Below are 21,598 nucleotides of genomic sequence, written 5' to 3' on the forward strand. Positions count from 1 at the left end.
CGCTCTCGCGAACCGGCCGCCCGACATCGGAGACAACTTCAGATGAAGTACTGGCCGCCATTGGCGGTGATCGTCGAACCGGTGATGAAGCCGGCATCGTCGGAGACGAGGAAGACGACGCAGCGCGCGATCTCGGCGGCCTCGCCAAGTCGGCCGACGGGGATCTGCGCGATGATGCTCTCGCGCACCTTCTCGGGCACCGCCATCACCATGTCCGTCCCGATGTAGCCGGGACAGATCGCGTTGACCGTGATGCCGGCGCGCGCGCCTTCCTGGGCCAGTGCCTTGGTGAAGCCAAGGTCGCCCGCCTTGGCCGCCGAGTAGTTCGCCTGCGCGAACTGCCCCTTCTGGCCGTTGATCGACGAGATGGTGACGATGCGGCCGAACTTGCGCTCGCGCATGCCGTTCCAGAGCGGATGCGTCATGTTGAAGACGCCGTCGAGATTGGTCCGCATCACGTCGTTCCACTGTTCGCGCGTCATGCGGTGGAAGGGTGCGTCGCGGGTGATGCCGGCATTGTTGACCAGCACCTCGACCGGGCCGAGATCGGCCTCGACCTGGGCGATGCCCGCCGCGCAGGCATCGTAGTCGGCCACCGACCACTTGTAGGTCTTGATGCCGGTTTCGGCGGAGAACTTCGCCGCCGCCTCGTCATTGCCGGCGTAGTTGGCGGCGACGTTGTAACCGGCTTCCTTGAGCGCCACCGAAATGGCCGCGCCGATGCCGCGCGATCCTCCCGTGACGAGTGCTGTCCTTGCCATGCTGGTCTCCTCCCTCTGTTCAGAAGGCGAATAGGGAATGGCGAATGGCGAATGGGGACGCCGCCCCGGCCGCATCCGTCCTTGTCTCTCCCCTATTCGCTATTCGCAATTCGCCCGTTCAGTTCATCGCCTCGACGCACATCGCGACGCCCATGCCGCCGCCGATGCACAGCGTGGCCAGGCCCTTCTTCGCGCCGCGGCGCTTCATCTCGTGCACAAGCGTGTTGAAGATGCGCGCTCCGGACGCGCCGATCGGATGGCCGATGGCGATGGCGCCGCCGTTGACGTTGACGATGTCCGGGTTCCAGCCCATCCCCTTGTTGACCGCGCAGGCCTGCGCCGCAAAGGCTTCGTTGGCTTCGACCAGATCGAGGTCGGCGGCAGACCAGCCGGCCTTTTCCAGCGCCTTCTTGGACGCCGGGATCGGACCCGTGCCCATGATCGACGGATCCACCCCGGCAGTCGCCCACGACACGATGCGGGCGAGCGGCACGATGCCGCGACGCACGGCCTCCGCCTCGCTCATGAGCAGAACGGCGGCTGCGCCGTCATTGAGCCCGGACGCATTGGCGGCGGTCACCGTGCCGTCCTTGTCGAAAGCAGGCTTCAGCTTCTGCATGGCGTCCATCGTCGCGCCGATCCGGATATACTCGTCCTGATCGACGATCGTGTCGCCCTTGCGGCCCTTGATGGTCACGGGCACGATCTCGTCCCTGAAGCGGCCGGCCTTCTGCGCGGCTTCCGCCTTGTTCTGCGAAGCCAGCGCGAAAGCGTCCTGCGCGTCGCGGGTGATCTGGAACTGCTTGGCGACATTCTCGGCCGTGGTGCCCATGTGATAGCCGTTGAAGGCGTCCCAGAGACCGTCCTTGATCATGGTGTCGACCATCTTGTAGTCGCCCATCTTCACGCCGGCCCTGAGATGGGCGCAGTGCGGCGACAGCGACATGGACTCCTGGCCGCCCGCCACGATGATGCCCGCATCGCCGGTGGCGATCTGCTGCATTCCGATGGCGATCGTGCGCAGGCCGGAGCCGCAGACCTGGTTGAGACCCCAGGCCGTTGTCTCCTTCGGCAGGCCGGCCGCGATCGCGGCCTGGCGGGCAGGGTTCTGGCCCTGGCCGGCGGTGAGCACCTGGCCGAGGATCACCTCGTCCACGTCAGCGGCATCGACCCCTGCCCGCTGCAGCACTTCCTTGATGACGATCGCGCCGAGGTCGTGGGCGGTCGTGTTGGCGAAGGCGCCGTTGAAGGAGCCGACGGCGGTTCGCGCCGCGCTGGCGACGACGATCGACGGTGAAGCGGACATGGAAAACTCCCTGGATGGATGAGACGATGGCCGCTCGAACCGAGGCCCGACCAGCACGTACATTCCCGACTTTTCTTGCCCGTTCGTTGATCCGAGTCAAACCGGAAATGGAAGCGGCGATGATTGCGCCCGGCTCCGCGGCCGAATTCGCCATGGCGCGACGACCACGCAGTCGAGCGCCCGGCGTCCGGGCTCCTGCACTGCACAATTCGCTTTCATTTGGCCGGCTTTTGCGCATATCCTGACCGACAGACAGGGTGTGGCGGTCCTCAGGCCGGTCCATCTCGACAAAAACTGGGAGAGTCGCGTGGCATCCAAGGACGATCCGGTGGTCATCAAGAAATATGCCAACCGACGCCTCTACAACACCGGCACATCGACTTATGTGACGCTCGAGGATCTCGCCGAAATGGTGAAGAAGGGCGAGAACTTCACCGTTCAGGACGCAAAGTCCGGCGACGACATCACCCACCCGGTCCTGACGCAGATCATCTTCGAGCTGGAGAACAAGGAAGGGCAGAACATGCTGCCCGTCTCCTTCCTCCGCCAGCTCATCTCCTTCTACGGCGACCAGATGCAGATGGTCGTGCCGAGCTTCCTCGAACAGTCGATGATCGCCTTCGCCAAGGAGCAGGAGCGCTTTCGCGAGCAGATGAAGTCGGCGCTTCCCCGGACGCCGATGGAGATGATGAACGTCGCGACGCCGATCAAGGCGCTGGAGGAACAGGCCCGGCGCAATGTCGAGCTGTTCCAGAACGCGATGCGCATGTTCACGCCCTTCCCGCCGCAGAACGGCGCTGCCACGCCGGCTTCCGACGAGCCTGCGAAGGCGCCGGCGGGCCAGAGCGGAGAGGAATTGCGCGAGTTGAAGGAACAGATCGCCGCCATGCAGCGCAAGATCGACAAACTGGGCTGAACGGCCCTTCCGATCAGCCTTTCGTCTCGACGGCGAGACCGCCTCTACCAGCCCGCCGCGCAGCCATCCTTGCGCGGATCCGAGCCGCCGACCAGAAACCCGCTTTCGTAATCGATGGCGATGATCTGGCTGCCGCCGAGCGGTGCGGCGGCGCTGCGAACGGCATGCCCTTTAGCCTCGAGTTCGGCGCGAGCCGCCTGCGGAATACCCGTCTCCGCTTCCAGCACCCGGTCGTCGTCGCCCCAGAAGAGCCGCGGATGATCGATCGCCTCCTGCGGGTCCATGCCGTGGTCGAGCATGTTGGACAGGACCAGCGCATGGCCCATCGGCTGGTAGGCGCCGCCCATCACGCCGAACGCGATCGAGGGGCGGCCGTCCTTCGTCGCGAGGCCTGGAATGATCGTGTGCATCGGCCGCTTGGACGGTCCGATTTCGTTGGGATGTCCCTCCACGAGCGAGAAGCAGGCGCCGCGGTTCTGCAGGACGATGCCGGATTCGGGCGTGACGATCCGCGATCCGAAACCCGAGTAGATCGAGTTGATGAAGGAGACCGCGCGGCGGTCGCGGTCGACCACGGTGAGATAGACGGTGTCGGCATGCGGCAGGGGCGGCAGGGACAGCGCGGTGTTGCGCCTTTCCGGATCGAAGCCCTTCGCAAGCGCCTGCGTGAAGGCCGGCGACAGGATCTGCCCGGTCGTACCGGACATGGCGGACGGGTCCGCGACCTCCCGGTCGCGCACGGCATAGGCCAGCCGCGCCGCCTCGATCATCAGGTGATGCCGTTCCGCGCTGCCGGGGGCGAACCGATCGGCACCGAGTTCGGTCATCAGGTTCAGGATGATCAGCGCCGTGATCCCCTGCCCGCTCGGCGGTATCTCGTGGACAGTCTGGCCGCGATAGTCGGTGGTGATCGTGCCGACCCAGTCGGCGGTGACGGCTGCGAGGTCGGCCTCATCGAGGAAGCCGCCCTTCGCCTGGACCGTCGAGGCCATCTCGGCCCCGATCGCGCCCTCGTAGAAGGCCCGCGATCCTTCCGCCTCGATCCGGCGCAGCGTGCGGGCGAGCGAAGGCAGCTTCATCCGCGTAAACGCTGCGGGCGCCTGCCCGTCGACCAGATAATGCCTGCGCCCGCCCTCGTCGGCGGCGAGGTCGGCGACGTGGTTGGGCCAGTCGCGAGCGACGCGCGGGTGGATGGCGAAGCCGTCTTCCGCATAGCGGATCGCGTCGGCGAAGAGCCCGTCGAAGCCGCGCGTGCCGAAGCGCTGCGCAAGGACCTCCCAGGCCATGACGGCACCAGGCACGGTGACCGCATGCGGCCCGTAGGCCGGGACCTTCGAAAAGCCCTGCGCGCGATACCAGCCAGCCTGCGCGCCTGCGGCCGCCCGGCCCGACCCGTTCAGCCCGTGCACGGTGCCGTCCGGCTCGGCCAGGATGACGAAGCAATCGCCGCCGATGCCGGTCATGTGCGGCTCGACCACGGCCAGCACCGCGCTCGCGGCTATCGCGGCGTCGACGGCATTGCCGCCGTCGCGCAACACCGAGAGCGCAGTGGCCGTGGCGAGCGGATGCGACGTCGCGGCCATGCCGTTTTCGGCGATCACCGGCGAGCGGCCCGGCAGGTCGAAATTGCGCATGAAGCCCTCGATCGGTTCGCCGACGGGATCAGTTGAAGCTGACGTCGCGTCCCGCTGCCCGGATCGAGACGGAGAAGCCGGCGATCAGGTCGATGAAGGCGATGACCATCAGAATGAAGAACACCGAATGCGCCGCCTGCTCGACGAGCAGGAACTCGACGAGGTAGGCGACGAAAACGAACGTCGACAGCAGGTGGTCCACCACGGACGCGTTCGAGGTGCGCGTCGACTTCATGATCTCGAAGAAGAGCAGGAAGAGCGCGATGACGACCATCAGGTCGCCGAGCGTCATGGCGAAGGACCCGCCCGACATCATCGGAATCGAGAACAGCACCTGTCCCCACGGCCCCGTCGCCCCGCCTCCCATGACGCCGGTGAGGCCGAGATTGAACAGGATGAAGGGGATGATGAGCAGCGGGACGATCGCCATGATGCGGCTTCCGGTTGATGCGGTGGCGCAAACTGTCGCGGTGGCGCGACCGCGTCAAGCCGGGTCCGTCAAATGAACCCGTATCAGGAAGCGTGTGGCATGGACGATGTGGCCCGACGAAGCGCTCGCCCGTGCGAGGCTATCGCCTCAGGTAGAGCCACAACGTCGTCGGCGCCAGCACGGCGGTGAGCACCGCCGGCGCAATCAACGCCAGCCCGATCTCGGAAGGGGTAGCGCCGCCACCCATCAGTCCGCGCAAGGCCGTGGTCATCAGCGACACCGGATTCACGTCCACGAAACCGCGCAGCCAGCCGGGCATGGTCGCGGGATCGACCATGATGTTGGATGCGAAGACGAGCGGAAACAGGAAGGTGAAGCCGATCGTCATCACCGTGGTCGGAGTGCGGACGAGGAAGCCAAGCACGATGAACACCCAGCCCATGCCAAAACCGATGGCGACCAGCATGACGAAGGCTGCCAGCACGCCGAGCGGCCCGGACTCCGGCCGGTAGCCGAGGATCAGGCCGATCGTCAGGATGATCGATGCGGCGATGAGGTGGCGGAGCACGTCGCCCGCCATCAGGCCGGCGAACGGGGCCAGCGGCCAGATCGGCAGCGAGCGGAAGCGGTCGAACAGCCCCTTGCCCAGATCCGTCGACAGGCCCATGCCGGAATAGACCGCGTTGAACACGACGGTCTGGACGAGAATGCCCGGAAGGAAGACCTGCAGGTACTCGCTGGGCGAGCCGGCGAGCGCGCCGCCGAACACGAATGTGAACAGCAGCGTGAACATGATCGGCGTCATCACCAGGTCGAAGAGCTGTTCCGGCACATGCTTGAACTTGAGCACGGCGCGCCAGCCGAAGACGAGCGCGTTGGAGATCGCCGAGGGTTGCCGGGGCCGGGCCGCCTGCGGCAGCTTGCCAAGGGAGGTCGGTTCCGTCATTGCCGTTTCCCCTGTTCGTCCCCGGTTCTCGGCTGACCTGTCAACGCGAAGAAGACCGCCTCCAGGCTGGGCTGCCCCATCGAGAAGTCGGCCGGTTCGAGACCGGCGGAGACGAGGGCGGAAAGCGCCTCGCTTGCGGCCCGCGTCGTGCCGGCCATGATGGAAAGCTCCGCACCCTCGGCGCTGCGCTGCACCTTGTGCCCGAGATGACGTTCGAGCAGTACTGCGGCTTCGTCCAGCCGTGCCGGGTCGGCAAGCGCGACATAGAGGAAGCCGGAGCCCGTCGCCGCCTTCAGCTCGCGGCTGGTGCCTTCGGCGATCTTGCGGCCGTGGTCGATGACGGCGATACGCGCCGCGAGCTGATCGGCTTCCTCCAGATACTGGGTCGTGAGGAGGATCGTCACGCCCGAACCCGCCAGTTCCCGGATCATGCGCCAGACGTCCTTGCGGGCATTCGGGTCGAGCCCCGTGGTCGGCTCGTCGAGGAAGAGGACGCCGGGCGTCACCACCAGCGATGCAGCGATGTCGAGCCTCCGCCGCATGCCGCCGGAATAGTCCTTGACCTGCTTCGTCGCCGCGTCCGACAGGCCGAACGCTGCAAGCAGATCGTCGGCCCGCCCCCTGGCGTCGCGGCCGCGAAAGCCCCACAACCGCGCGAGAAGCACGAGATTCTCCCGACCTGTCAGGTCTTCGTCCAGCGAGGCGAACTGTCCCGTCATGGCGATGGAGCCGCGCACGGCGTGCGGCGTCGTGACGAGATCGTGCCCCATGATCGTGGCCGTGCCGGCATCCGGCTGCGACAGGGTCGCCAGCATGCGCATCAGCGTGGTCTTGCCCGCGCCATTGGGTCCGAGGATCGCGAAGATCATGCCGCGCGGAACGTCGAGGTCGATGCCGTCGACGGCGCGGACGTCGCCATAGCTCTTGACGAGGCCACGGGCGGAAATGGCCAGCGCGACGCCGGCGCCGGAGGCCGCCTTGTCCGGGGTGATCGGTAGGTCGTTCATGGCGGGAATCCGTCGGTTGCGATGACGGTCCCGTCACCGTGCCAGGCAGGCTCACGCATACCAGCTTTGTCGCAGCCCGCCATCTGGCCAGAGGGACGGCTGCTGACAGTTCGCGGCAGGATCCCCGCAGCGTGCCCGCGCACGATCCGCGCCACCAAAACGCAAAAGACCGGCGCAAGCCGGTCTCGAGACGTTGTCGGAAGCGAGGCGGATCAGCCTTCCTTCGGCTCCAGGACCTGGCGGCCGCGATACATGCCCGTCTTTAGGTCGATGTGGTGCGGACGGCGCAGTTCGCCGGAATTCTTGTCCTCGACATAGGTCGGGGCCTTGAGCGCGTCGGCGGAGCGACGCATGCCGCGCTTCGACGGCGAGGTTTTCCTTTTCGGGACAGCCATAGTACCTGCTCCATCATCGGTCAAAAGCCCGTCGCGCCCTCGGAGAAGGGCCGTGGCGACAGGCCGTCTTGTGAAAGTCGCGTGCCTATACACGCTCATACGCCGCTTGGCCAGCCGCAGGGCCCAAATTTTTTGGCCGCGGCCGGACCGGACAGCCTCACTTGACGCAGTCGACATGCCCTCCGGCCTGCCGGGCCCGCTTCTCGATGATGTCCGCGAGGCGCCTGAGACCGGGGGACGGCTTGGCCGGATCCCGCTCGTATGGATTGGGCAGCGTGACGGCCAGCAGTGCCGCCTGGCGGCGGGAGAGGTCTGCGGCCGAGACGCCGAAATGATACAGCGAGGCCGCCTCCGCGCCGTAGATGCCGGGAGCCCATTCGACGATGTTGAGGTAGATCTCCATGGTCCGTCGTTTCGGGACGACCAGGTCGAAACCCAGCGCCAGCGGAACCTCCAGCGCCTTGCGCACGAAGGAGCGGCCCTGCCAGAGATAGAGGTTCTTCACCGTCTGCATGGAGATGGTGGATGCGCCACGCGTCGGTTCACCGGCGAGGGCGCCATCGATGACCGACGACAGCGCACCCCAGTCGATGCCGCCATGCGCACAGAACTGCCCGTCTTCGGACATGATGACGGAATGGACGAGCAGCGGCTGGATGTCCTCGATATCCACCCAATGCCGCTCGAAGGCGCGGAGCGTCACGAAGTCGCGGACCATCAGCGTCGACACCGGATGGACGAACGGCATCAGGCCGATCAGCGTCAGCACCACGGGCGCCAGGACCAGCGTGAGGAGAACCAGCCCGGCGCGCCGCAGCACGAGGCTCGCACGGCTGCGACCACTCCGCGCCTTCCGGCGCACGCTACGGCCCTTGGCGGCCTTGGGACTGTTGTCTTGTGTGTTCAAATCCAGCCTGACCGGGTCGTTCGAAGGCTGAATAAAGCCTGCGGGCGGGTCATGCAACGCCGCAACGCGGCGCAAGCGCCGGGGCGCTTGACCGGGGATGAAATTGCAGCCATCGCTCGGGCCATGCAAGCCGACGCCCTCGCCCTCTTCGAATCCGCGCGCATGAGCCACGCCGAAGCCGTGGAACGGCGCCTGCGCTTTCTGCTCGATGGCCGGCCCCGCGACCGCGAGGTGACGCGGCCGGAGCGTCTGATGCAGGCGATGCGCCATGGCGTGCTGAACGGCGGCAAGCGGCTGCGGCCTTTCCTTCTGATGGAAAGCGCCGCGCTGTTCGGGATCGAGGGCGAAGCGCCTCTCAGGGTCGCCGCGGCGCTCGAATGCGTCCACTGCTACTCGCTCATCCACGACGACCTGCCGGCGATGGACGACGACGACCTGCGCCGCGGCGAGCCGACCGTGCACAAGGCCTTCGACGAGGCCACCGCTATTCTGGCCGGCGACAGCCTGCTCACCTATGCCTTCGACATCGTGGCGAGCGAGGAAACGGAATTGCCGCCGGCGGCCCGCGTGGCGCTGGTGACTGCGCTCGCCCGCGCGTCGGGCCTCGGCGGCATGGCCGGCGGACAGATGCTCGACCTCGCGGCGGAACGCGACGCGCCCGACGAGGCCGGCATCCTGATGCTGCAGGCGATGAAGACCGGCGCTCTGATCCGCTTCGCATGCGAGGCCGGCGCCATCGTCGGCGGAGCCGATGCCGACGAGCGGGCGCGTCTGGCCGAGTTCGGCTCAGCCGTCGGCCTCGCCTTCCAGCTCGCCGACGACCTGCTCGACCTGACCTCCGATGCGGCCACCATGGGCAAGGCCACCGGCAAGGACGCGGCCGCGGGCAAGGCCACCCTGCCCGGCTTGCACGGCGTCGACTGGACGCGGCGGCAGCTCGATGGCCTCGTCGCCCAGGCCGAGGACCTGCTCGAGCCCTTCGGCGAGACGGCCTCGATGCTGCGGGCTGCGGCGCGATTCGTCGCCGAGCGGAAAAGCTGACCGCCTCAGAGATCGAACGCGTCGCGGATGCGCACCGCGCATGATGCGGCCGTTTCGTCGGCCGACGAGATCTCCATATCGTAGGCGATGCCGCGATGGACCTTTTCGAACTGCCAACGAGCGAGACCGATCATTCGATCGCCGCGCACCCGCTCGCGTTCTTCGATGATCTCCAGCGGAGCATGGACACCCACCAGGTACAAAGCATGACCGGAGAGCAGGCGGCGGTACTCTCCCACTTCGCTACCAAGCATCACCTCGTCGACGACGAGGCTGTTTCCCGCATCCGCCAGCGCCGCAATCGCCGCCCGCATGCCGCTCATGAGCCGCGTGCCCACCGGACCGACGTCAATCCGCACCGATGGAGCCGAGGCCTCCGTTTCGTTCACGAAGTGGAACGTGGCTGGGTCGTCCTGCAGCCGCTCGGGCAACATGTCGAGGAAGGCATCCATCTGCACGTGCAGCAGAGCGTGCCGCGAAATGGCCTGCAGGGCGCGCGCAATCGAGCTCTTGCCGACGCTTCCGACCCCGTTGAGGATCATGACAGTCGATCGGTGCGCCATGCACAACCCCAATCCTACCGGTTGCGCAGGACGATGCACGACCCACCGGCCGCACGCAACGCCCGGCAGATGATGTCGGCGTTCGCGCGGTCGTCGACGCCGATCCGCACCGCGTGGATGCCCCGCCGGCCGATGGGAGAGCGGACGCGGCTCACCACAGGCTCGTAGGCATCGAGCAGGCGGGGAAACCGGCCCTTCACGCGCTGGTACTGGCGGATGGCCACGTCGCGTCGGAAATGGCCGGCAAGCTGCACGCCCCAGGGCTTCAGCTGCACCCTCGACATCGGCACCGTCGCCGTCCGGGTCACGGGCAGCGCCTCGCAGGCCTCGTCGAAATCCTTGCCGTCGGCGAGCGGCGGAACGACACCCGCCCCTGTCTGGCCGATGAAGCTGTCGGCCGAAGCGCCGAGGATGTCGAGCACGTAGTTCTCGGTCTCGAGCGGCAGGAACCCGCCTGACGAGATCCAGCGGGAGACGCGGCTCTCGCCGGCATTGTAGGCCGCCGCCGCAAGGCCGAGATTGCCGAAACCCGCCACGAGTTCGGCGAGATAGGCCGCCGAGGCCGGGATTGCCTCGTCGATGTCGAAGCTGTCGTCAAGCCCGCGCATCCTCGCCGTCCCCGGCATGAACTGGGCGATGCCCTCCGCACCCGCTGGGCTGACGGCGTTCGGATCGAACCGGCTCTCCTTCCAGATCAGGCGCGCGAAGAAGTCGCGTGAGAGGCCGTTGCGGTCGGCGTGGCTGGCGATCAGGTCGCAGATGCGCGCTGCGGTAACGGGCCGCGCCTTCGGCACGGGCGGCGGCACCGCCTGCGCGGCGGTCGCCAAACCGAGGAGGCAGGCGGGAAGAAGCCGCGCCAGGCCTCTTCGATCGGCCATGGCCTACTCCGAAGCCGTCGTCCGGCCGGTGCCGAAGCGCTGCTCGATGTAATCGGCCACCATCTTCTGGAAGTCCTCGGCGATCGCAGGCCCTCGCAGCGTCGCAGCCTTCCGGCCGTCGATGAAGACCGGCGCCGTCGGCGTCTCTCCCGTCCCGGGCAGCGAGATGCCGATGTCGGCATGCTTCGATTCCCCCGGGCCGTTGACGATGCAGCCCATCACCGCGACCTTCAGCATCTCGACGCCCGGATACTGCGTCTTCCAGACCGGCATGTTGCGGCGCAGGTCGGCCTGGATGTTCTCCGCGAGTTCCTGGAACACGGTCGACGTCGTGCGTCCGCAGCCGGGGCAGGCCGCGACGATCGGCACGAACTGGCGGAAGCCCATCGTCTGCAGCAGTTCCTGCGCCACCTGCACCTCGCGGGTGCGGTCGCCGCCGGGCTCGGGCGTCAGCGAGATGCGGATCGTGTCGCCGATGCCCTGCTGCAGCAGGATGCCCATGGCGGCCGACGACGCGACGATGCCCTTGGTACCCATGCCCGCCTCGGTGAGCCCCAGATGCAGCGCGTGGTCCGACCGGCGCGCGAGATCGGCATAGACCGCGATCAGGTCCTGCACCTGGCTGACCTTGGCCGAGAGGATGATCTTCTCGCGCGGCAAGCCGATCTCCTCGGCGAGTTCGGCCGACAGCAGCGCCGACTGCACGATGGCCTCGCGCATCACCGCGTCCGCCGTCAGCGGAAAGCCTTTCGCCTGGTTGTTGTCCATCAGCCGGGTAAGCAGTTCCTGGTCGAGCGAACCCCAGTTGACGCCGATGCGCACCGGCTTGTCGTGACGGATCGCCGTCTCCACGATCGCGGCGAACTGGCGGTCCTTCTTGTCCTTGAAGCCGACATTGCCGGGATTGATGCGGTACTTCGCCAGCGCCTCGGCACAGGCCGGGTGATCGGCGAGCAACTTGTGGCCGATGTAGTGGAAATCGCCGATCAGCGGCACGAAGATGCCCAGGCGTTCCAGCCGCTCGCGGATCCGCGGCACGGCGGCAGCCGATTCGTCGCGGTCGACGGTGATCCGGACGAGTTCGGAGCCGGCGCGATGCAGCGCCGCGACCTGCGCAACGGTGGAATCGACGTCGGCCGTATCCGTGTTGGTCATCGACTGCACGACGATCGCCGCCCCGCCACCGACGGTCACGCCGCCCACGTCGACGCCGACGGCCGCGCGGCGCGGCGCGGGACCTGCGCGATCCGTCTCCTGAACCGGCCGGGCGGCCGAAATCGAGGTGGCGGGAAAGGGGGCGGCAATCGTCATGGGCGGTCTCCTCGACCGGAAGGGACAGCCATCAGGTGGCGGACCCACCACGCCATGTCAAGATTGCGTTCGGTTCCGGTGCGCGGTTCACGCGCTCCGGCCGTCGGCAATGGCATGCGCGCGCTCGAACAGGACGGACCTCTCCTGCGGGCTCAGGAGATCGGTATCGAACAGCTTCATGCACTGCAGGCCTTCCATGGCCATGAAGACCATGAGGATGTCGCCGAGATTTCCCCCTTGCGCGCGCAACCGTTTCAGCAGGCTTCCACGGAACCGGTTGATCGGCTCGAGGAAACTGGGATCTTCCGCAATCGCGGAGAAGAGCCAGGCCGCCGGTGGGCGATCCTCCGCGGAATTGTTCTCGATGACGTGCAGAAGCGCCGACAGCAGCGGCTCGCCTCGCGACGAAGCCTCGTCGAGTGCCGCCTCCATCTCGCCGAGATGCTTTTCGACGAGCCCCTGCATTAGCTTCGCCTTGGTGGGAAAATTGTAGAGAAGCCCGCCCTTCGATACGCCCGCCCGCTGCGCGACGGCGTCGAGCGACAGGTGGCCGGGGCCAGAGTTTCGAGCCACTTCCGCAGCGGCCTCAAGGATTCGTTCACGCGAATTTGCTTTTTGTGTGCCCAAGTTGAACCTCCCCAAGCCCTCGCCAATTGACATTACCGTCCAGACGGTACAGTTAGCGAGAGCTGCAAAATTGCAGGTTAAACCCCGACAAGCAATACATTTTCGTCGGTCGACACGCGCGGAGCCACTCGTGATCAAGCGTTTTCTCATAGTCATCGTTCTACTCGCCATCGTGGTGGGCGGAGTTGTCGGTTTCAACATCTTCCGCGAGAATGCGATCAACCAGTTCTTCGCAAACAGGCCGGTGGCTCCGTCGCCTGTGTCGACGGTGGACGTGACGCCGATAACCTGGACCCCGGGAATCCAGGCGATCGGGACGGTCGGCGCCTCGCGCGGTGTCGACCTGTCGGTGGAAACGACCGGCATCGTCAAAGCGATCCGTTTCGAGGCCAACCAGCGCGTCGAAGAAGGCGACCTTCTCGTCCAGCTGGACGATACCCAGCAGCGGGCAGAGCTTTCGGCCCAGCGCGCCCAGGCGGCACTCGACGTCCAGAACCTTGTTCGCGCCCAGGAACTGCAGAAGCGCGGGGTTGGTTCCGAGACGACCGTCGAGCAGGCACAGGCATCGGCCACGGCATCGGCGGCACAGGTGGAGAAGCTCGAAGCGGTTCTCGAGCAGAAACGGCTCGTCGCGCCCTTCGCCGGCACGCTCGGCATTCCTCGGATCGACGTCGGCCAGTACCTGGCGCCGGGCACGACCGTGGCCACGTTGCAGAATCTCGACGTCCTGCGGGCCGACTTCTCCGTTCCCGAACAGAGCCTCGCCCTGGTCAGCATCGGCCAGCCGGTCCGTTTCGGCGTCACCGACAATGAAATGCCCTTTACCGGCGAGATCGTCGGCATCGAGCCGAAGGTCGACGCGGCGACCCGCCTCGTCCTGATCCGGGCCGAAATCTCCAATCCCGACGGGAAGCTTGCTCCGGGCCAGTTCGTCCAGGTGCGCATCCAGCTGCCGGAGGAGACGGACGTCATCGCCGTACCGCAGACCGCGGTCGTGACCAGCCTCTACGGCGACTATGCCTATGTCGTGCGTCCCGCCGAAGGTGAGGGCGCCGAGGGCCTCGTCGCCCGGCAGGTCTTCGTCAAGACGGGCCGGCGGTCGGATGGCCGGGTCGAGATCACCGACGGCCTCGCGGGAGGCGATATCGTCGTCACCGCCGGACAGAACCGCCTCAACAACGGCTCGCCCGTCATCATCGACAACACGGTCCAGCCGCAGGCAGTGGCCGCGGGAGAAGCGGTGTCGAAATGAGCTTCTCCAACATCTTCATCCGCCGGCCGGTCCTTTCGACGGTCCTCGCATTCCTCATCCTGCTCCTCGGGATCCAGGGCATCTTCGGCCTGTCGGTCCGGCAGTATCCGAAGGTCGAGGAGACGGTCATCACCGTCACCACCACCTATGCCGGCGCCAGCGCCGACCTGATCCAGGGCTTCATCACCGCCCCCATCTCGGCATCTGTCTCGACGACCGAGAACATCGACTACGTCACCTCGCAGAGCCGGCCTTCCGCCTCGGTCGTCACCGTGCAGATGCAGCTCGGCGCCGATCCCGACGCCGCCCTCACGGAAGTGATCGCCAAGGTCAACCAGGTGCGGGGCCAATTGCCGTCCGATGCCGACGACCCGATCATCGTCAAGGGCACCGGCCAGCAGTTCGCCATCATGTACCTGGCGATGCAGAACCCGAACATGACGGCCGAGCAGCTGACCGAGTATATCAAGCGCGTCATTCGCCCCCGCATGTCGACCATCGAAGGCGTCGCCGAGGTGCAGGTGCTCGGCGCCAAGGAATTCTCCATGCGCGTCTGGATCGATCCGGTGAAGCTCGCGTCGCGCGGCCTGACCGCGGCCGAGGTGCTGGCGGCCATCCGCGCCTCGAACTTCCTCTCCGCACCGGGCAAGACCAAGAACACCTTCGTGGCCAATTCGATCACGGTTGCGTCCACGCTTCAGGATCCCGATGCATTCGGCCAGTTGCCGCTCAAGTCCGATGAAGACGGCATCGTTCGCCTCATCGACGTCGCCAATGTCCAGCTGGCAGCCGAGAGCGAGGATACGGTCGTCCGCTTCAACGGCCAGGAAGGCACCTTCGTCGGAATCTTCCCGACGCCGTCCGCCAACCCGCTCGACACCTCGGCCGGCGTCATCGAAGAGCTCCCCGACATCCGCGCCAGCCTGCCCGACGGCATGTCGATCGAACTGGTCTACGACTCCACGGAGACCATCAGCGCGTCGATCGAGGAGGTCTTCAAGACCATCGGCGAAGCCGTTGCGATCGTCATCGTCGTCATCCTGCTCTTCCTGGGCTCGTTCCGTTCCGTGCTGATGCCGGTCGTGACGATCCCGCTGTCGCTCATCGGCGTCTGCTTCCTCCTCTACATGATGGGCTACTCCATCAATCTGCTCTCCCTGCTGGCGATGGTGCTGGCGATCGGCCTCGTGGTCGACGATGCGATCGTGGTGGTGGAGAACATTCACCGCCACATCGAGGAAGGCCTCTCACCGCTTCAGGCGGCCTACAAGGGCATGGCGGAGATCACCTCCTCGGTGGTTGCCATGACCATCACGCTCGCCGCCGTCTTCGCACCGCTGATGTTCATCGGCGGCCTCACCGGCTCGCTGTTTCGCGAGTTCGCCTTCACGCTCGCCGGAGCTGTGATCATTTCCGGCGTCGTCGCCCTGACGATCACGCCGATGATGTCGGCGCGCATCCTCAAGGCCGGCAACCACAGCCGTTTCCAGAAGGCGATCGACCGCTTCTTCGATCGTTTCGCCAATGGTTACGAGCGCTGGGTGACCGGCTCGCTGAAGTACCGACCGGTCACGCTGCTGGTCGTCCTGTCGCTGGTCGGCGTTTCGGGCTTCATGTTCTTCAACACCACGACCGAACTGGCGCCCGAGGAGGATTCCGGCGCGCTGTTCGCCCTCATCACGGCACCGCGTTATGCCACGACGGAGTACACGCAGCTCTACATCGACCAGATCCGCGCTCTGACCAGCGAGATACCCGAGGTCGATGCGAACTTCTCGATCGCCGGCTCGGGGGGCCAGACGAATTCCGCCTTCTCGGTCTGGGCGCTGAAGGACTGGTCCGAGCGCGATAGATCGCAGAAGCAGGTTCAGGCCGACCTTCAGGCGCGCCTCGCCAAGGTGGCCGGCGTCCAGGCGCTGGTCTTCGCTCCCCCGTCGCTGCCGGGAACCGGTGGCGGTCTGCCCATCTCGGTCGTGATCCGCTCGACCGGCGACGCCTCGCGTGTCTATGAGGTCGCCGAGCAGATCCGTCTCGAGGCGCAGAAGTCCGGCCGCTTCATCGTTGTTCAGAACTCGCTCGCCTTCGACGCGCCGCAGGTCACGGTCACCATCGACCGCGACCGCGCCGCAGCGCTCTCCCTGCCGATCAGCGACATCGGAACGACCCTGGCGCTGCTCGTCGGTGGGGGGTCTGTTGCCCAGTTCGACCGCGACTCCAACAGCTACGACATCATCATGCAGGTGCCGGAAGCCTTCCGAAACAATCCGGAGCGGCTGGGCGAGTTCTTCATCCGCTCCGTTTCCGGCGACATGGTGCCACTGTCGGCCGTCGTCTCGGTCTCGACCAATGCCTCGCCCGCCTCGATCGAGCAGTTCAACCAGCTCAACGCGGCGACCATCTCTGCCCTGCCCCTGCCCACGGTCTCGAGCGGCGACGGTCTCGCCACCATCGAGGAGATCGCCAGGCCGCTGCTGCCGGACGGCTTCTTCATCGACTATTCGGGCCAGTCGCGCCTGGAGAGCCAGCAGGGCAACACGATCGCCATCGCCTTCGCCCTCGCCGTCGTGGTGATCTACCTCGTGCTTGCGGCCCAGTTCGAGAGCTTCCGCGATCCGCTGATCATCCTGATGTCGGTGCCGCTGTCGATCTTCGGCGCGATCCTGCCGCTCAACCTGGGCCTCGGGACGCTGAACATCTACACGCAGGTCGGCCTCATCACCCTCGTCGGTCTCATCACCAAGCACGGCATCCTGCTGGTGGAGTTCGCCAACCAGCAACGCCATGCGCATGGCTACGACCGGCATGCGGCCATCATCGCCTCGGCCAAGGTGCGCCTGCGCCCGATCCTGATGACGACCGCCGCCATGGCCCTCGGCGTGGTGCCGCTGATCGTCGCCTCGGGCGCCGGCGCCGCCGCGCGTTCGGCGATGGGCATCGTGATCTTCGCCGGACTGATCGTCGGCACCATGTTCACGCTGTTCGTGGTACCGATGTTCTACACCTTCCTGGCAGCACGCGACCTGCCGCCCGAGCCGGAGAGCCCGAACTTCGAGCCGGCGGCCGTCCCGGCGGAGTAGCCGTTCTCGAATCCGGTTTGCGCAACGACTTGGACCGCCCTTCGGGGCGGTCTATCTTTTTGCAATGCAACAACACCAAAGGAGGGTGTCATGCCCAGGGTCGCACTCGTCACCGGCTCCACGTCGGGGATAGGTCTCGCCATAGCCGACGCGCTCGCCGGCTCAGGCTGCAACGTCGTCATCAACTCCTTCACCGATCGGCCGGAAGATCACGAACTGGCGCGCGACATCGCCCGGAAGAACGGCGTCGAAGCCATCTACGTCCGCGCCGACATGGCGAAGGGCGAGGATTGCCGGGCACTCGTCGCCAGCGCCGCAGCGCGGTTCGGCTCGGTCGACATCCTCGTCAACAATGCCGGCATCCAGCATGTCGCTCCCGTCGAGGACTTCCCGGTCGCCAGATGGGATGCCATCCTGGCGATCAACCTCTCGTCGTCCTTCCACACCATCGCTGCAGCGTTGCCGCTGATGCGGAAGGCCGGCTGGGGCCGCATCGTCAACATCGCCTCCGCCCACGGCCTCGTCGCATCGCCCTACAAGGCGGCCTACGTCGCCGCCAAGCATGGGGTGCTTGGCCTCACCAAGACCGCGGCGCTGGAGGTGGCGACCAGCGGCATCACCTGCAATGCCATCTGTCCCGGCTACGTGCTGACGCCCCTGGTCGAGGCACAGATCCCCGACCAGATGAAGGCGCACGGCATGGACCGCGAGACCGTCATCCGCGAAGTCATGCTCGAACGCCAGCCGACGGGACAGTTTGTGACGGTCGAGCAGATCGGTTCGACCGCGCTATGGCTCTGCTCGGAAGCCGCGAGCCAGGTCAACGGCACCCACATCTCCGTCGACGGCGGCTGGACGGCGCAATAGAGCGACATCCGAAGGGATCGAACGATTCTGCCGGAAAGCCCGCAGGATCTTTCGCTTGCGGCCGCCTGCGGCGCAAGCCGAAAGTGGCCGATGCTGCACGGAAGGTTCCCGGCCGGCCGGACATGGAAAAGGCCGGGAGTTCATCCCGGCCTTCCGAAAGATCCGATCTTGCGGAGCGTCAGCCCTGCGGCTGCGGCTCCATCGGCGCGTCAGGCTCTTCGCCGCCCTTCGGCTTGCCGCGCGTGGTTCCGGCCTTCGGCACCGCCGAGCCGCGCGAGGGCGGGTTGTCGTCGCCGGTGTCGCGCGTCGGCTTGGTGCCTGTGAGCAGCTGGCGGATTTCCTCGCCCGACAGGGTCTCGTACTCGAGCAGGCCTTCGGCGATCGCGATCCACTCCTTGTTGTATTCCGTCAGGATGCGGGTGGCCTCGACATAGGCCTCGTCGATCAGGCGGCGCACCTCGGCGTCGATGATCTGCGCCGTCTCTTCCGAGACGTTCTGCGTGCGCGCCACCGAATGTCCGAGGAACACCTCCTCCTGGTTCTCGCCATAGGCGACATGGCCGAGCTTGTCGGAGAAGCCCCAGCGGGTGACCATGGCGCGCGCCAGCTTGGTCGCCTGGTCGATGTCGGACGACGCGCCGGAGGTGATGTTCTCCTTGCCGAACTTCATCTCCTCCGCGACGCGCCCGCCCATCATGATGATCAGCCGGGACGTCATCCACTTGTAGCTCATCGAGTAGCGGTCGCCCTCGGGCAACTGCATGACCATGCCGAGCGCGCGGCCGCGGGGAATGATCGTTGCCTTGTGCAGCGGATCGGCCGCCTGCACCTTCAGCGCGGTGATGGCGTGGCCGGCCTCGTGGTAGGCGGTCAGTTCCTTCTCGGCCAGCGTCATGGCGGTCGAGCGGCGCTCGGCCCCCATCATGATCTTGTCCTTGGCGTCCTCGAACTCCGCCATGGTGACCAGACGCTTGTTGCGCCGTGCTGCCATCAGCGCCGCCTCGTTGACGAGATTGGCGAGATCGGCACCGGAGAAGCCTGGCGTGCCGCGGGCGAGCACCTTCAGATCGACGTTGGGTGCAAGCGGTACGTTGCGCGAATGCACCTTGAGGATCTTCTCGCGTCCCGTGATGTCGGGATTCGGCACCACCACCTGGCGGTCGAAACGGCCTGGCCGCAGCAGCGCCGGGTCGAGCACGTCCGGTCGGTTGGTCGCGGCGATGAGGATGATGCCCTCATTGGCCTCGAAGCCGTCCATCTCGACCAGCAGCTGGTTCAGCGTCTGCTCGCGCTCGTCATTGCCGCCGCCGAGGCCGGCGCCACGATGACGACCGACCGCGTCGATTTCGTCGATGAAGATGATGCAGGGCGCGTTCTTCTTGGCCTGCTCGAACATGTCGCGCACGCGGCTCGCGCCGACGCCGACGAACATCTCGACGAAGTCCGAGCCTGAAATGGTGAAGAACGGAACGTTCGCCTCACCGGCGACGGATCGCGCCAGCAGCGTCTTGCCGGTTCCGGGAGGGCCGACGAGCAGCACGCCGCGCGGAATCTTGCCACCAAGGCGCTGGAACTTCTGCGGATCGCGCAGGAACTCGACGATCTCTTCCAGGTCTTCCTTCGCCTCGTCGACGCCCGCCACGTCCTGGAACGTCACGCGGCCGTGTGCCTCGGTGAGGAGCTTCGCCTTCGACTTGCCGAAGCCCATGGCGCGGCCGGACCCGGACTGCATCTGGCGCATGAAGAAGATCCAGACGCCGAGGATCAGGATCATCGGCAACCACGAGATCAGGTAGCCGAGGATCGAGTTGGACCCGTCGGTCTCCGGTCGTGCATTGATCGTCACGCCGCGCTCTTCCAGCCTGGAAACCAGCGTCGGGTCGCCGGGCGAGTAGGTCTGGAACGCGGTTCCGTTGTCCACATAGGTGCCCGTGATGCGCTCTCCGGCGATCGTGACCGACCGCACCCTGCCCGCCGAGACGTTCTGGATGAACTCGGAATAGGCGATCTCGCTGGCGTTGCCACGCTGCTGCGGGGTCTGGAACAGATTGAAGAGCGCGATCAGGAGAACGGCTATGATCGCCCACAGCGCAAGATTGCGATAGTTCGGATTCATCTTTGGGTCCCGTACGCACCTTCTGGAGGCGCGCGTCCATCGTGGAGAACTCGGCTTAACATAGGGTTGGCGCGGGACCTTGCCAAGCAGAAGCCCGCTGTTCGGTTAAGCAGCTTTATGCGGCATTGTGACTGTCCCAAGGCGAAGCCGGAAAACAGTCGCCGCCGAGCAGTGTCCGCAGCGCCTCCGCCGGCGCCAGATCGAAGCTCGGCAGAAAGCGCGCATAGGGCGCCACCACGCGACGGAGCATGCCGCCGTCGCCGTTTTGACCGGGCGGGTCGAGGTTCGTTCCTGCCCCGCGCACATGCAGGACGGGCTCCGCTGCCAGGGCCGCACGTGCCAGCGCCATCGGCACGGCAGCACCGGCAGAGGACCGCGCCCGGGCCGACGCCAGCGTCTTGCCGGAACACTCCACGACGGCGTTGCCGGGAAGCGACCGCGCCGCGATCCGGAATCGCCCGTCCCAGATGCCGCCCGCGACTGCCGGGATCGAGCCGGTCCACCCGGCCCTGAGTTCCCGATGCAGGTAGAACGCCCCCTTGCGCCGCTCCACGACCGCGCCGCCGAGCGATCCGCGCCCGGGACCGGATGCAAGGAGTTCGAACAGGCTGCGCGCGCGGGAAGCGTCCGGGAGATGCTCGCGACCGCCGACGGCCGAAAGCAGCAGCCGGAAGGCCAGCCTGGCCGCCGGCTCGTCTTCCACCGTCAGCAGGCCCGATTCGACGCGCAGGAGTCCCGGCGTGGCGAAGACCGCGTGGTGCCTGATCAAGAGGGCGGCGCGCGTCGCGAGGTTCACCCGTTCCAGGGCGGCCAGCCGCCCTTGCTCGAGCAGGGTTGCGACGACCCGGCCCTCGTCCGGCCCCATCAGCGCGCGCCGTGCCCGAACCCGCTCGTAAGCCGCCTGCTCGTTGCTCGGGTCGTCGATCCAGGAGATTCCGGCGTCGACCAGCATCGCGCGCAGCGCGGCCCGCGGATGGGCCAGGAGCGGGCGGACGAACCACACGCTTCCGTCATAGAGCGTCGCGGGCGCCATGCCGGCCAGCCCTCGTCCGCTGCCGCGCTCGCGGCGCATGGCAACGGTCTCGGCCTGGTCGTTTGCGGTGTGGCCGGTCATCACCATGGCGGCGTCGATCGACCGCGCCGCCTCGGCCAGCAGCCGGTGCCGCGCCTCGCGCGCGGCGGCCGGCACACCGGATGACGGCTTTGCCCCTTGCCAGCGAAGCGTGCGGTGCGGAATGTCGCGCGATGCGCAGAAGGCGCCGACGCGATCGGCCTCGCTGGCCGATTCCGGCCGCAGGCCGTGATCGACGGTCATTGCAACGATGTCACCGCGCGAACGGCTTTTGAAGAATGCGTGGAGGAGAACCAGCAGCGCCATCGAGTCGCTCCCCCCGGAAACGGCGGCAATGACCGGCCGGGCGGGCGGGAAGGACAGGTCGGCAAAGATGCGGTCGGGCTGGATGTCGTCGATCGGAAGCCCCTCGATCTGGCGGACGGGCGGATCTCGTCGGTCTGCGGGATCACCCCATCCGGCGTCCCTGTGGCGACGGGCCGGCGCCGAGGC

19 protein-coding genes are annotated in these 21,598 nt (G+C 66.6%); 5 read left to right on the plus strand and 14 right to left on the minus strand.

What is annotated here, in order from left to right:
- Positions 1 to 38 precede the first annotated feature (38 nt).
- Together phbB and N1F91_RS07840 are read right to left on the minus strand one after the other, a co-directional pair.
- Positions 39 to 761, minus strand: a complete 723-nt coding sequence (phbB, locus tag N1F91_RS07835) for an acetoacetyl-CoA reductase (RefSeq protein ID WP_289991261.1) — start codon at positions 759 to 761, stop codon at positions 39 to 41.
- 118 nt (positions 762 to 879) lie between these two features.
- Positions 880 to 2,067 carry an acetyl-CoA C-acetyltransferase gene (locus N1F91_RS07840; protein ID WP_289991263.1) on the minus strand — a complete coding sequence of 396 codons (1,188 nt, stop codon included), beginning with the start codon at positions 2,065 to 2,067 and terminating at the stop codon, positions 880 to 882.
- A gap of 307 nt (positions 2,068 to 2,374) precedes the next feature.
- Here N1F91_RS07840 and phaR point away from each other — a divergent pair, with 307 nt between their 5' ends.
- A complete protein-coding gene (phaR, locus tag N1F91_RS07845; RefSeq protein WP_289991264.1) occupies positions 2,375 to 2,983 on the plus strand; it encodes a polyhydroxyalkanoate synthesis repressor PhaR in 609 nt (202 codons plus the stop codon).
- Positions 2,984 to 3,027: 44 nt separating this feature from the next.
- On the opposite strand, the gene N1F91_RS07850 is transcribed toward phaR, so the two are convergent.
- The 6 genes from N1F91_RS07850 to N1F91_RS07875 all read right to left on the minus strand — a co-directional run bounded on the left by N1F91_RS07850 (position 3,028) and on the right by N1F91_RS07875 (position 8,215).
- Positions 3,028 to 4,617, minus strand: a complete 1,590-nt coding sequence (locus N1F91_RS07850; RefSeq protein ID WP_289991265.1) for a gamma-glutamyltransferase family protein — start codon at positions 4,615 to 4,617, stop codon at positions 3,028 to 3,030.
- A 28-nt stretch (positions 4,618 to 4,645) separates the two neighbouring features.
- Complete coding sequence (locus N1F91_RS07855; protein ID WP_289991468.1) at positions 4,646 to 5,050, minus strand: hypothetical protein; 405 nt, start codon at positions 5,048 to 5,050, stop codon at positions 4,646 to 4,648.
- A gap of 136 nt (positions 5,051 to 5,186) precedes the next feature.
- The gene (locus tag N1F91_RS07860) at positions 5,187 to 5,993 is read right to left on the minus strand and encodes an ABC transporter permease (RefSeq protein WP_289991267.1); all 807 of its coding nucleotides are present in this window, start codon (positions 5,991 to 5,993) and stop codon (positions 5,187 to 5,189) included.
- Positions 5,990 to 7,000, minus strand: coding sequence for an ATP-binding cassette domain-containing protein (locus tag N1F91_RS07865; protein ID WP_289991268.1), 1,011 nt, complete (start codon positions 6,998 to 7,000; stop codon positions 5,990 to 5,992). The genes N1F91_RS07860 and N1F91_RS07865 overlap by 4 nt, the downstream gene beginning before the upstream one ends.
- Before the next feature lie 212 nt (positions 7,001 to 7,212).
- Positions 7,213 to 7,395, minus strand: a complete 183-nt coding sequence (rpmF, locus tag N1F91_RS07870) for a 50S ribosomal protein L32 (RefSeq protein WP_047147461.1) — start codon at positions 7,393 to 7,395, stop codon at positions 7,213 to 7,215.
- 157 nt (positions 7,396 to 7,552) lie between these two features.
- Positions 7,553 to 8,215, minus strand: coding sequence for a transglycosylase domain-containing protein (locus N1F91_RS07875; protein ID WP_289991469.1), 663 nt, complete (start codon positions 8,213 to 8,215; stop codon positions 7,553 to 7,555).
- A gap of 249 nt (positions 8,216 to 8,464) precedes the next feature.
- Between N1F91_RS07875 and N1F91_RS07880 the strand changes: the two genes are divergently transcribed.
- Positions 8,465 to 9,343, plus strand: coding sequence for a polyprenyl synthetase family protein (locus N1F91_RS07880; RefSeq protein ID WP_289991270.1), 879 nt, complete (start codon positions 8,465 to 8,467; stop codon positions 9,341 to 9,343).
- 5 nt (positions 9,344 to 9,348) lie between these two features.
- Here N1F91_RS07880 and N1F91_RS07885 read toward each other — a convergent pair whose 3' ends face one another.
- The 4 genes from N1F91_RS07885 to N1F91_RS07900 form a co-directional block, all read right to left on the minus strand.
- Complete coding sequence (locus tag N1F91_RS07885) at positions 9,349 to 9,885, minus strand: chloramphenicol phosphotransferase (RefSeq protein ID WP_289991271.1); 537 nt, start codon at positions 9,883 to 9,885, stop codon at positions 9,349 to 9,351.
- A 35-nt stretch (positions 9,886 to 9,920) separates the two neighbouring features.
- Positions 9,921 to 10,784, minus strand: a complete 864-nt coding sequence (locus N1F91_RS07890; RefSeq protein WP_289991272.1) for a transglycosylase SLT domain-containing protein — start codon at positions 10,782 to 10,784, stop codon at positions 9,921 to 9,923.
- A gap of 3 nt (positions 10,785 to 10,787) precedes the next feature.
- Positions 10,788 to 12,095: a flavodoxin-dependent (E)-4-hydroxy-3-methylbut-2-enyl-diphosphate synthase gene (gene ispG, locus N1F91_RS07895; protein ID WP_289991273.1), complete on the minus strand. Its 1,308-nt coding sequence runs from the start codon at positions 12,093 to 12,095 to the stop codon at positions 10,788 to 10,790.
- Between the two features lie 87 nt (positions 12,096 to 12,182).
- Complete coding sequence (locus tag N1F91_RS07900) at positions 12,183 to 12,860, minus strand: TetR/AcrR family transcriptional regulator (RefSeq protein WP_354670528.1); 678 nt, start codon at positions 12,858 to 12,860, stop codon at positions 12,183 to 12,185.
- Between N1F91_RS07900 and N1F91_RS07905 the strand changes: the two genes are divergently transcribed.
- The 3 genes from N1F91_RS07905 to N1F91_RS07915 all read left to right on the plus strand — a co-directional run bounded on the left by N1F91_RS07905 (position 12,853) and on the right by N1F91_RS07915 (position 17,918).
- Complete coding sequence (locus tag N1F91_RS07905) at positions 12,853 to 13,974, plus strand: efflux RND transporter periplasmic adaptor subunit (RefSeq protein ID WP_289991275.1); 1,122 nt, start codon at positions 12,853 to 12,855, stop codon at positions 13,972 to 13,974. The two genes, N1F91_RS07900 and N1F91_RS07905, sit on opposite strands and share 8 nt — an antisense overlap.
- On the plus strand, positions 13,971 to 17,051 hold the full coding sequence (locus N1F91_RS07910) for an efflux RND transporter permease subunit (RefSeq protein WP_289991276.1): 3,081 nt from the start codon (positions 13,971 to 13,973) through the stop codon (positions 17,049 to 17,051). Before N1F91_RS07905 ends, N1F91_RS07910 begins: the two co-directional genes overlap by 4 nt.
- Positions 17,052 to 17,141: 90 nt before the next feature.
- Positions 17,142 to 17,918, plus strand: coding sequence for a 3-hydroxybutyrate dehydrogenase (locus N1F91_RS07915; RefSeq protein WP_289991277.1), 777 nt, complete (start codon positions 17,142 to 17,144; stop codon positions 17,916 to 17,918).
- Positions 17,919 to 18,096: 178 nt separating this feature from the next.
- Here N1F91_RS07915 and ftsH read toward each other — a convergent pair whose 3' ends face one another.
- Both ftsH and tilS read right to left on the minus strand, forming a co-directional pair.
- Positions 18,097 to 20,034: an ATP-dependent zinc metalloprotease FtsH gene (gene ftsH / locus N1F91_RS07920; protein WP_289991278.1), complete on the minus strand. Its 1,938-nt coding sequence runs from the start codon at positions 20,032 to 20,034 to the stop codon at positions 18,097 to 18,099.
- Positions 20,035 to 20,149: 115 nt separating this feature from the next.
- On the minus strand, positions 20,150 to 21,505 hold the full coding sequence (tilS, locus tag N1F91_RS07925; RefSeq protein WP_354670533.1) for a tRNA lysidine(34) synthetase TilS: 1,356 nt from the start codon (positions 21,503 to 21,505) through the stop codon (positions 20,150 to 20,152).
- Positions 21,506 to 21,598 lie beyond the last annotated feature (93 nt).

This window comes from Aquibium sp. ELW1220 (assembly GCF_030398385.1).
Taxonomy (GTDB): domain Bacteria; phylum Pseudomonadota; class Alphaproteobacteria; order Rhizobiales; family Rhizobiaceae; genus Aquibium.

What these genes read in the sequence shown, in the direction of transcription:
- N1F91_RS07910 (WP_289991276.1), top strand. Translation starts at nt 13,971, where the DNA reads ATGAGCTTCTCCAACATCTTCATCCGCCGGCCGGTCCTTTCGACGGTC.
- N1F91_RS07915 (WP_289991277.1), top strand. Translation starts at nt 17,142, where the DNA reads ATGCCCAGGGTCGCACTCGTCACCGGCTCCACGTCGGGGATAGGTCTC.
- ispG (WP_289991273.1), bottom strand. Translation starts at nt 12,095, where the DNA reads ATGACGATTGCCGCCCCCTTTCCCGCCACCTCGATTTCGGCCGCCCGG.
- N1F91_RS07850 (WP_289991265.1), bottom strand. Translation starts at nt 4,617, where the DNA reads ATGCGCAATTTCGACCTGCCGGGCCGCTCGCCGGTGATCGCCGAAAAC.
- N1F91_RS07885 (WP_289991271.1), bottom strand. Translation starts at nt 9,885, where the DNA reads ATGATCCTCAACGGGGTCGGAAGCGTCGGCAAGAGCTCGATTGCGCGC.
- ftsH (WP_289991278.1), bottom strand. Translation starts at nt 20,034, where the DNA reads ATGAATCCGAACTATCGCAATCTTGCGCTGTGGGCGATCATAGCCGTT.
- N1F91_RS07860 (WP_289991267.1), bottom strand. Translation starts at nt 5,993, where the DNA reads ATGACGGAACCGACCTCCCTTGGCAAGCTGCCGCAGGCGGCCCGGCCC.
- N1F91_RS07840 (WP_289991263.1), bottom strand. Translation starts at nt 2,067, where the DNA reads ATGTCCGCTTCACCGTCGATCGTCGTCGCCAGCGCGGCGCGAACCGCC.
- N1F91_RS07880 (WP_289991270.1), top strand. Translation starts at nt 8,465, where the DNA reads ATGAGCCACGCCGAAGCCGTGGAACGGCGCCTGCGCTTTCTGCTCGAT.
- phbB (WP_289991261.1), bottom strand. Translation starts at nt 761, where the DNA reads ATGGCAAGGACAGCACTCGTCACGGGAGGATCGCGCGGCATCGGCGCG.
- N1F91_RS07890 (WP_289991272.1), bottom strand. Translation starts at nt 10,784, where the DNA reads ATGGCCGATCGAAGAGGCCTGGCGCGGCTTCTTCCCGCCTGCCTCCTC.
- rpmF (WP_047147461.1), bottom strand. Translation starts at nt 7,395, where the DNA reads ATGGCTGTCCCGAAAAGGAAAACCTCGCCGTCGAAGCGCGGCATGCGT.
- N1F91_RS07865 (WP_289991268.1), bottom strand. Translation starts at nt 7,000, where the DNA reads ATGAACGACCTACCGATCACCCCGGACAAGGCGGCCTCCGGCGCCGGC.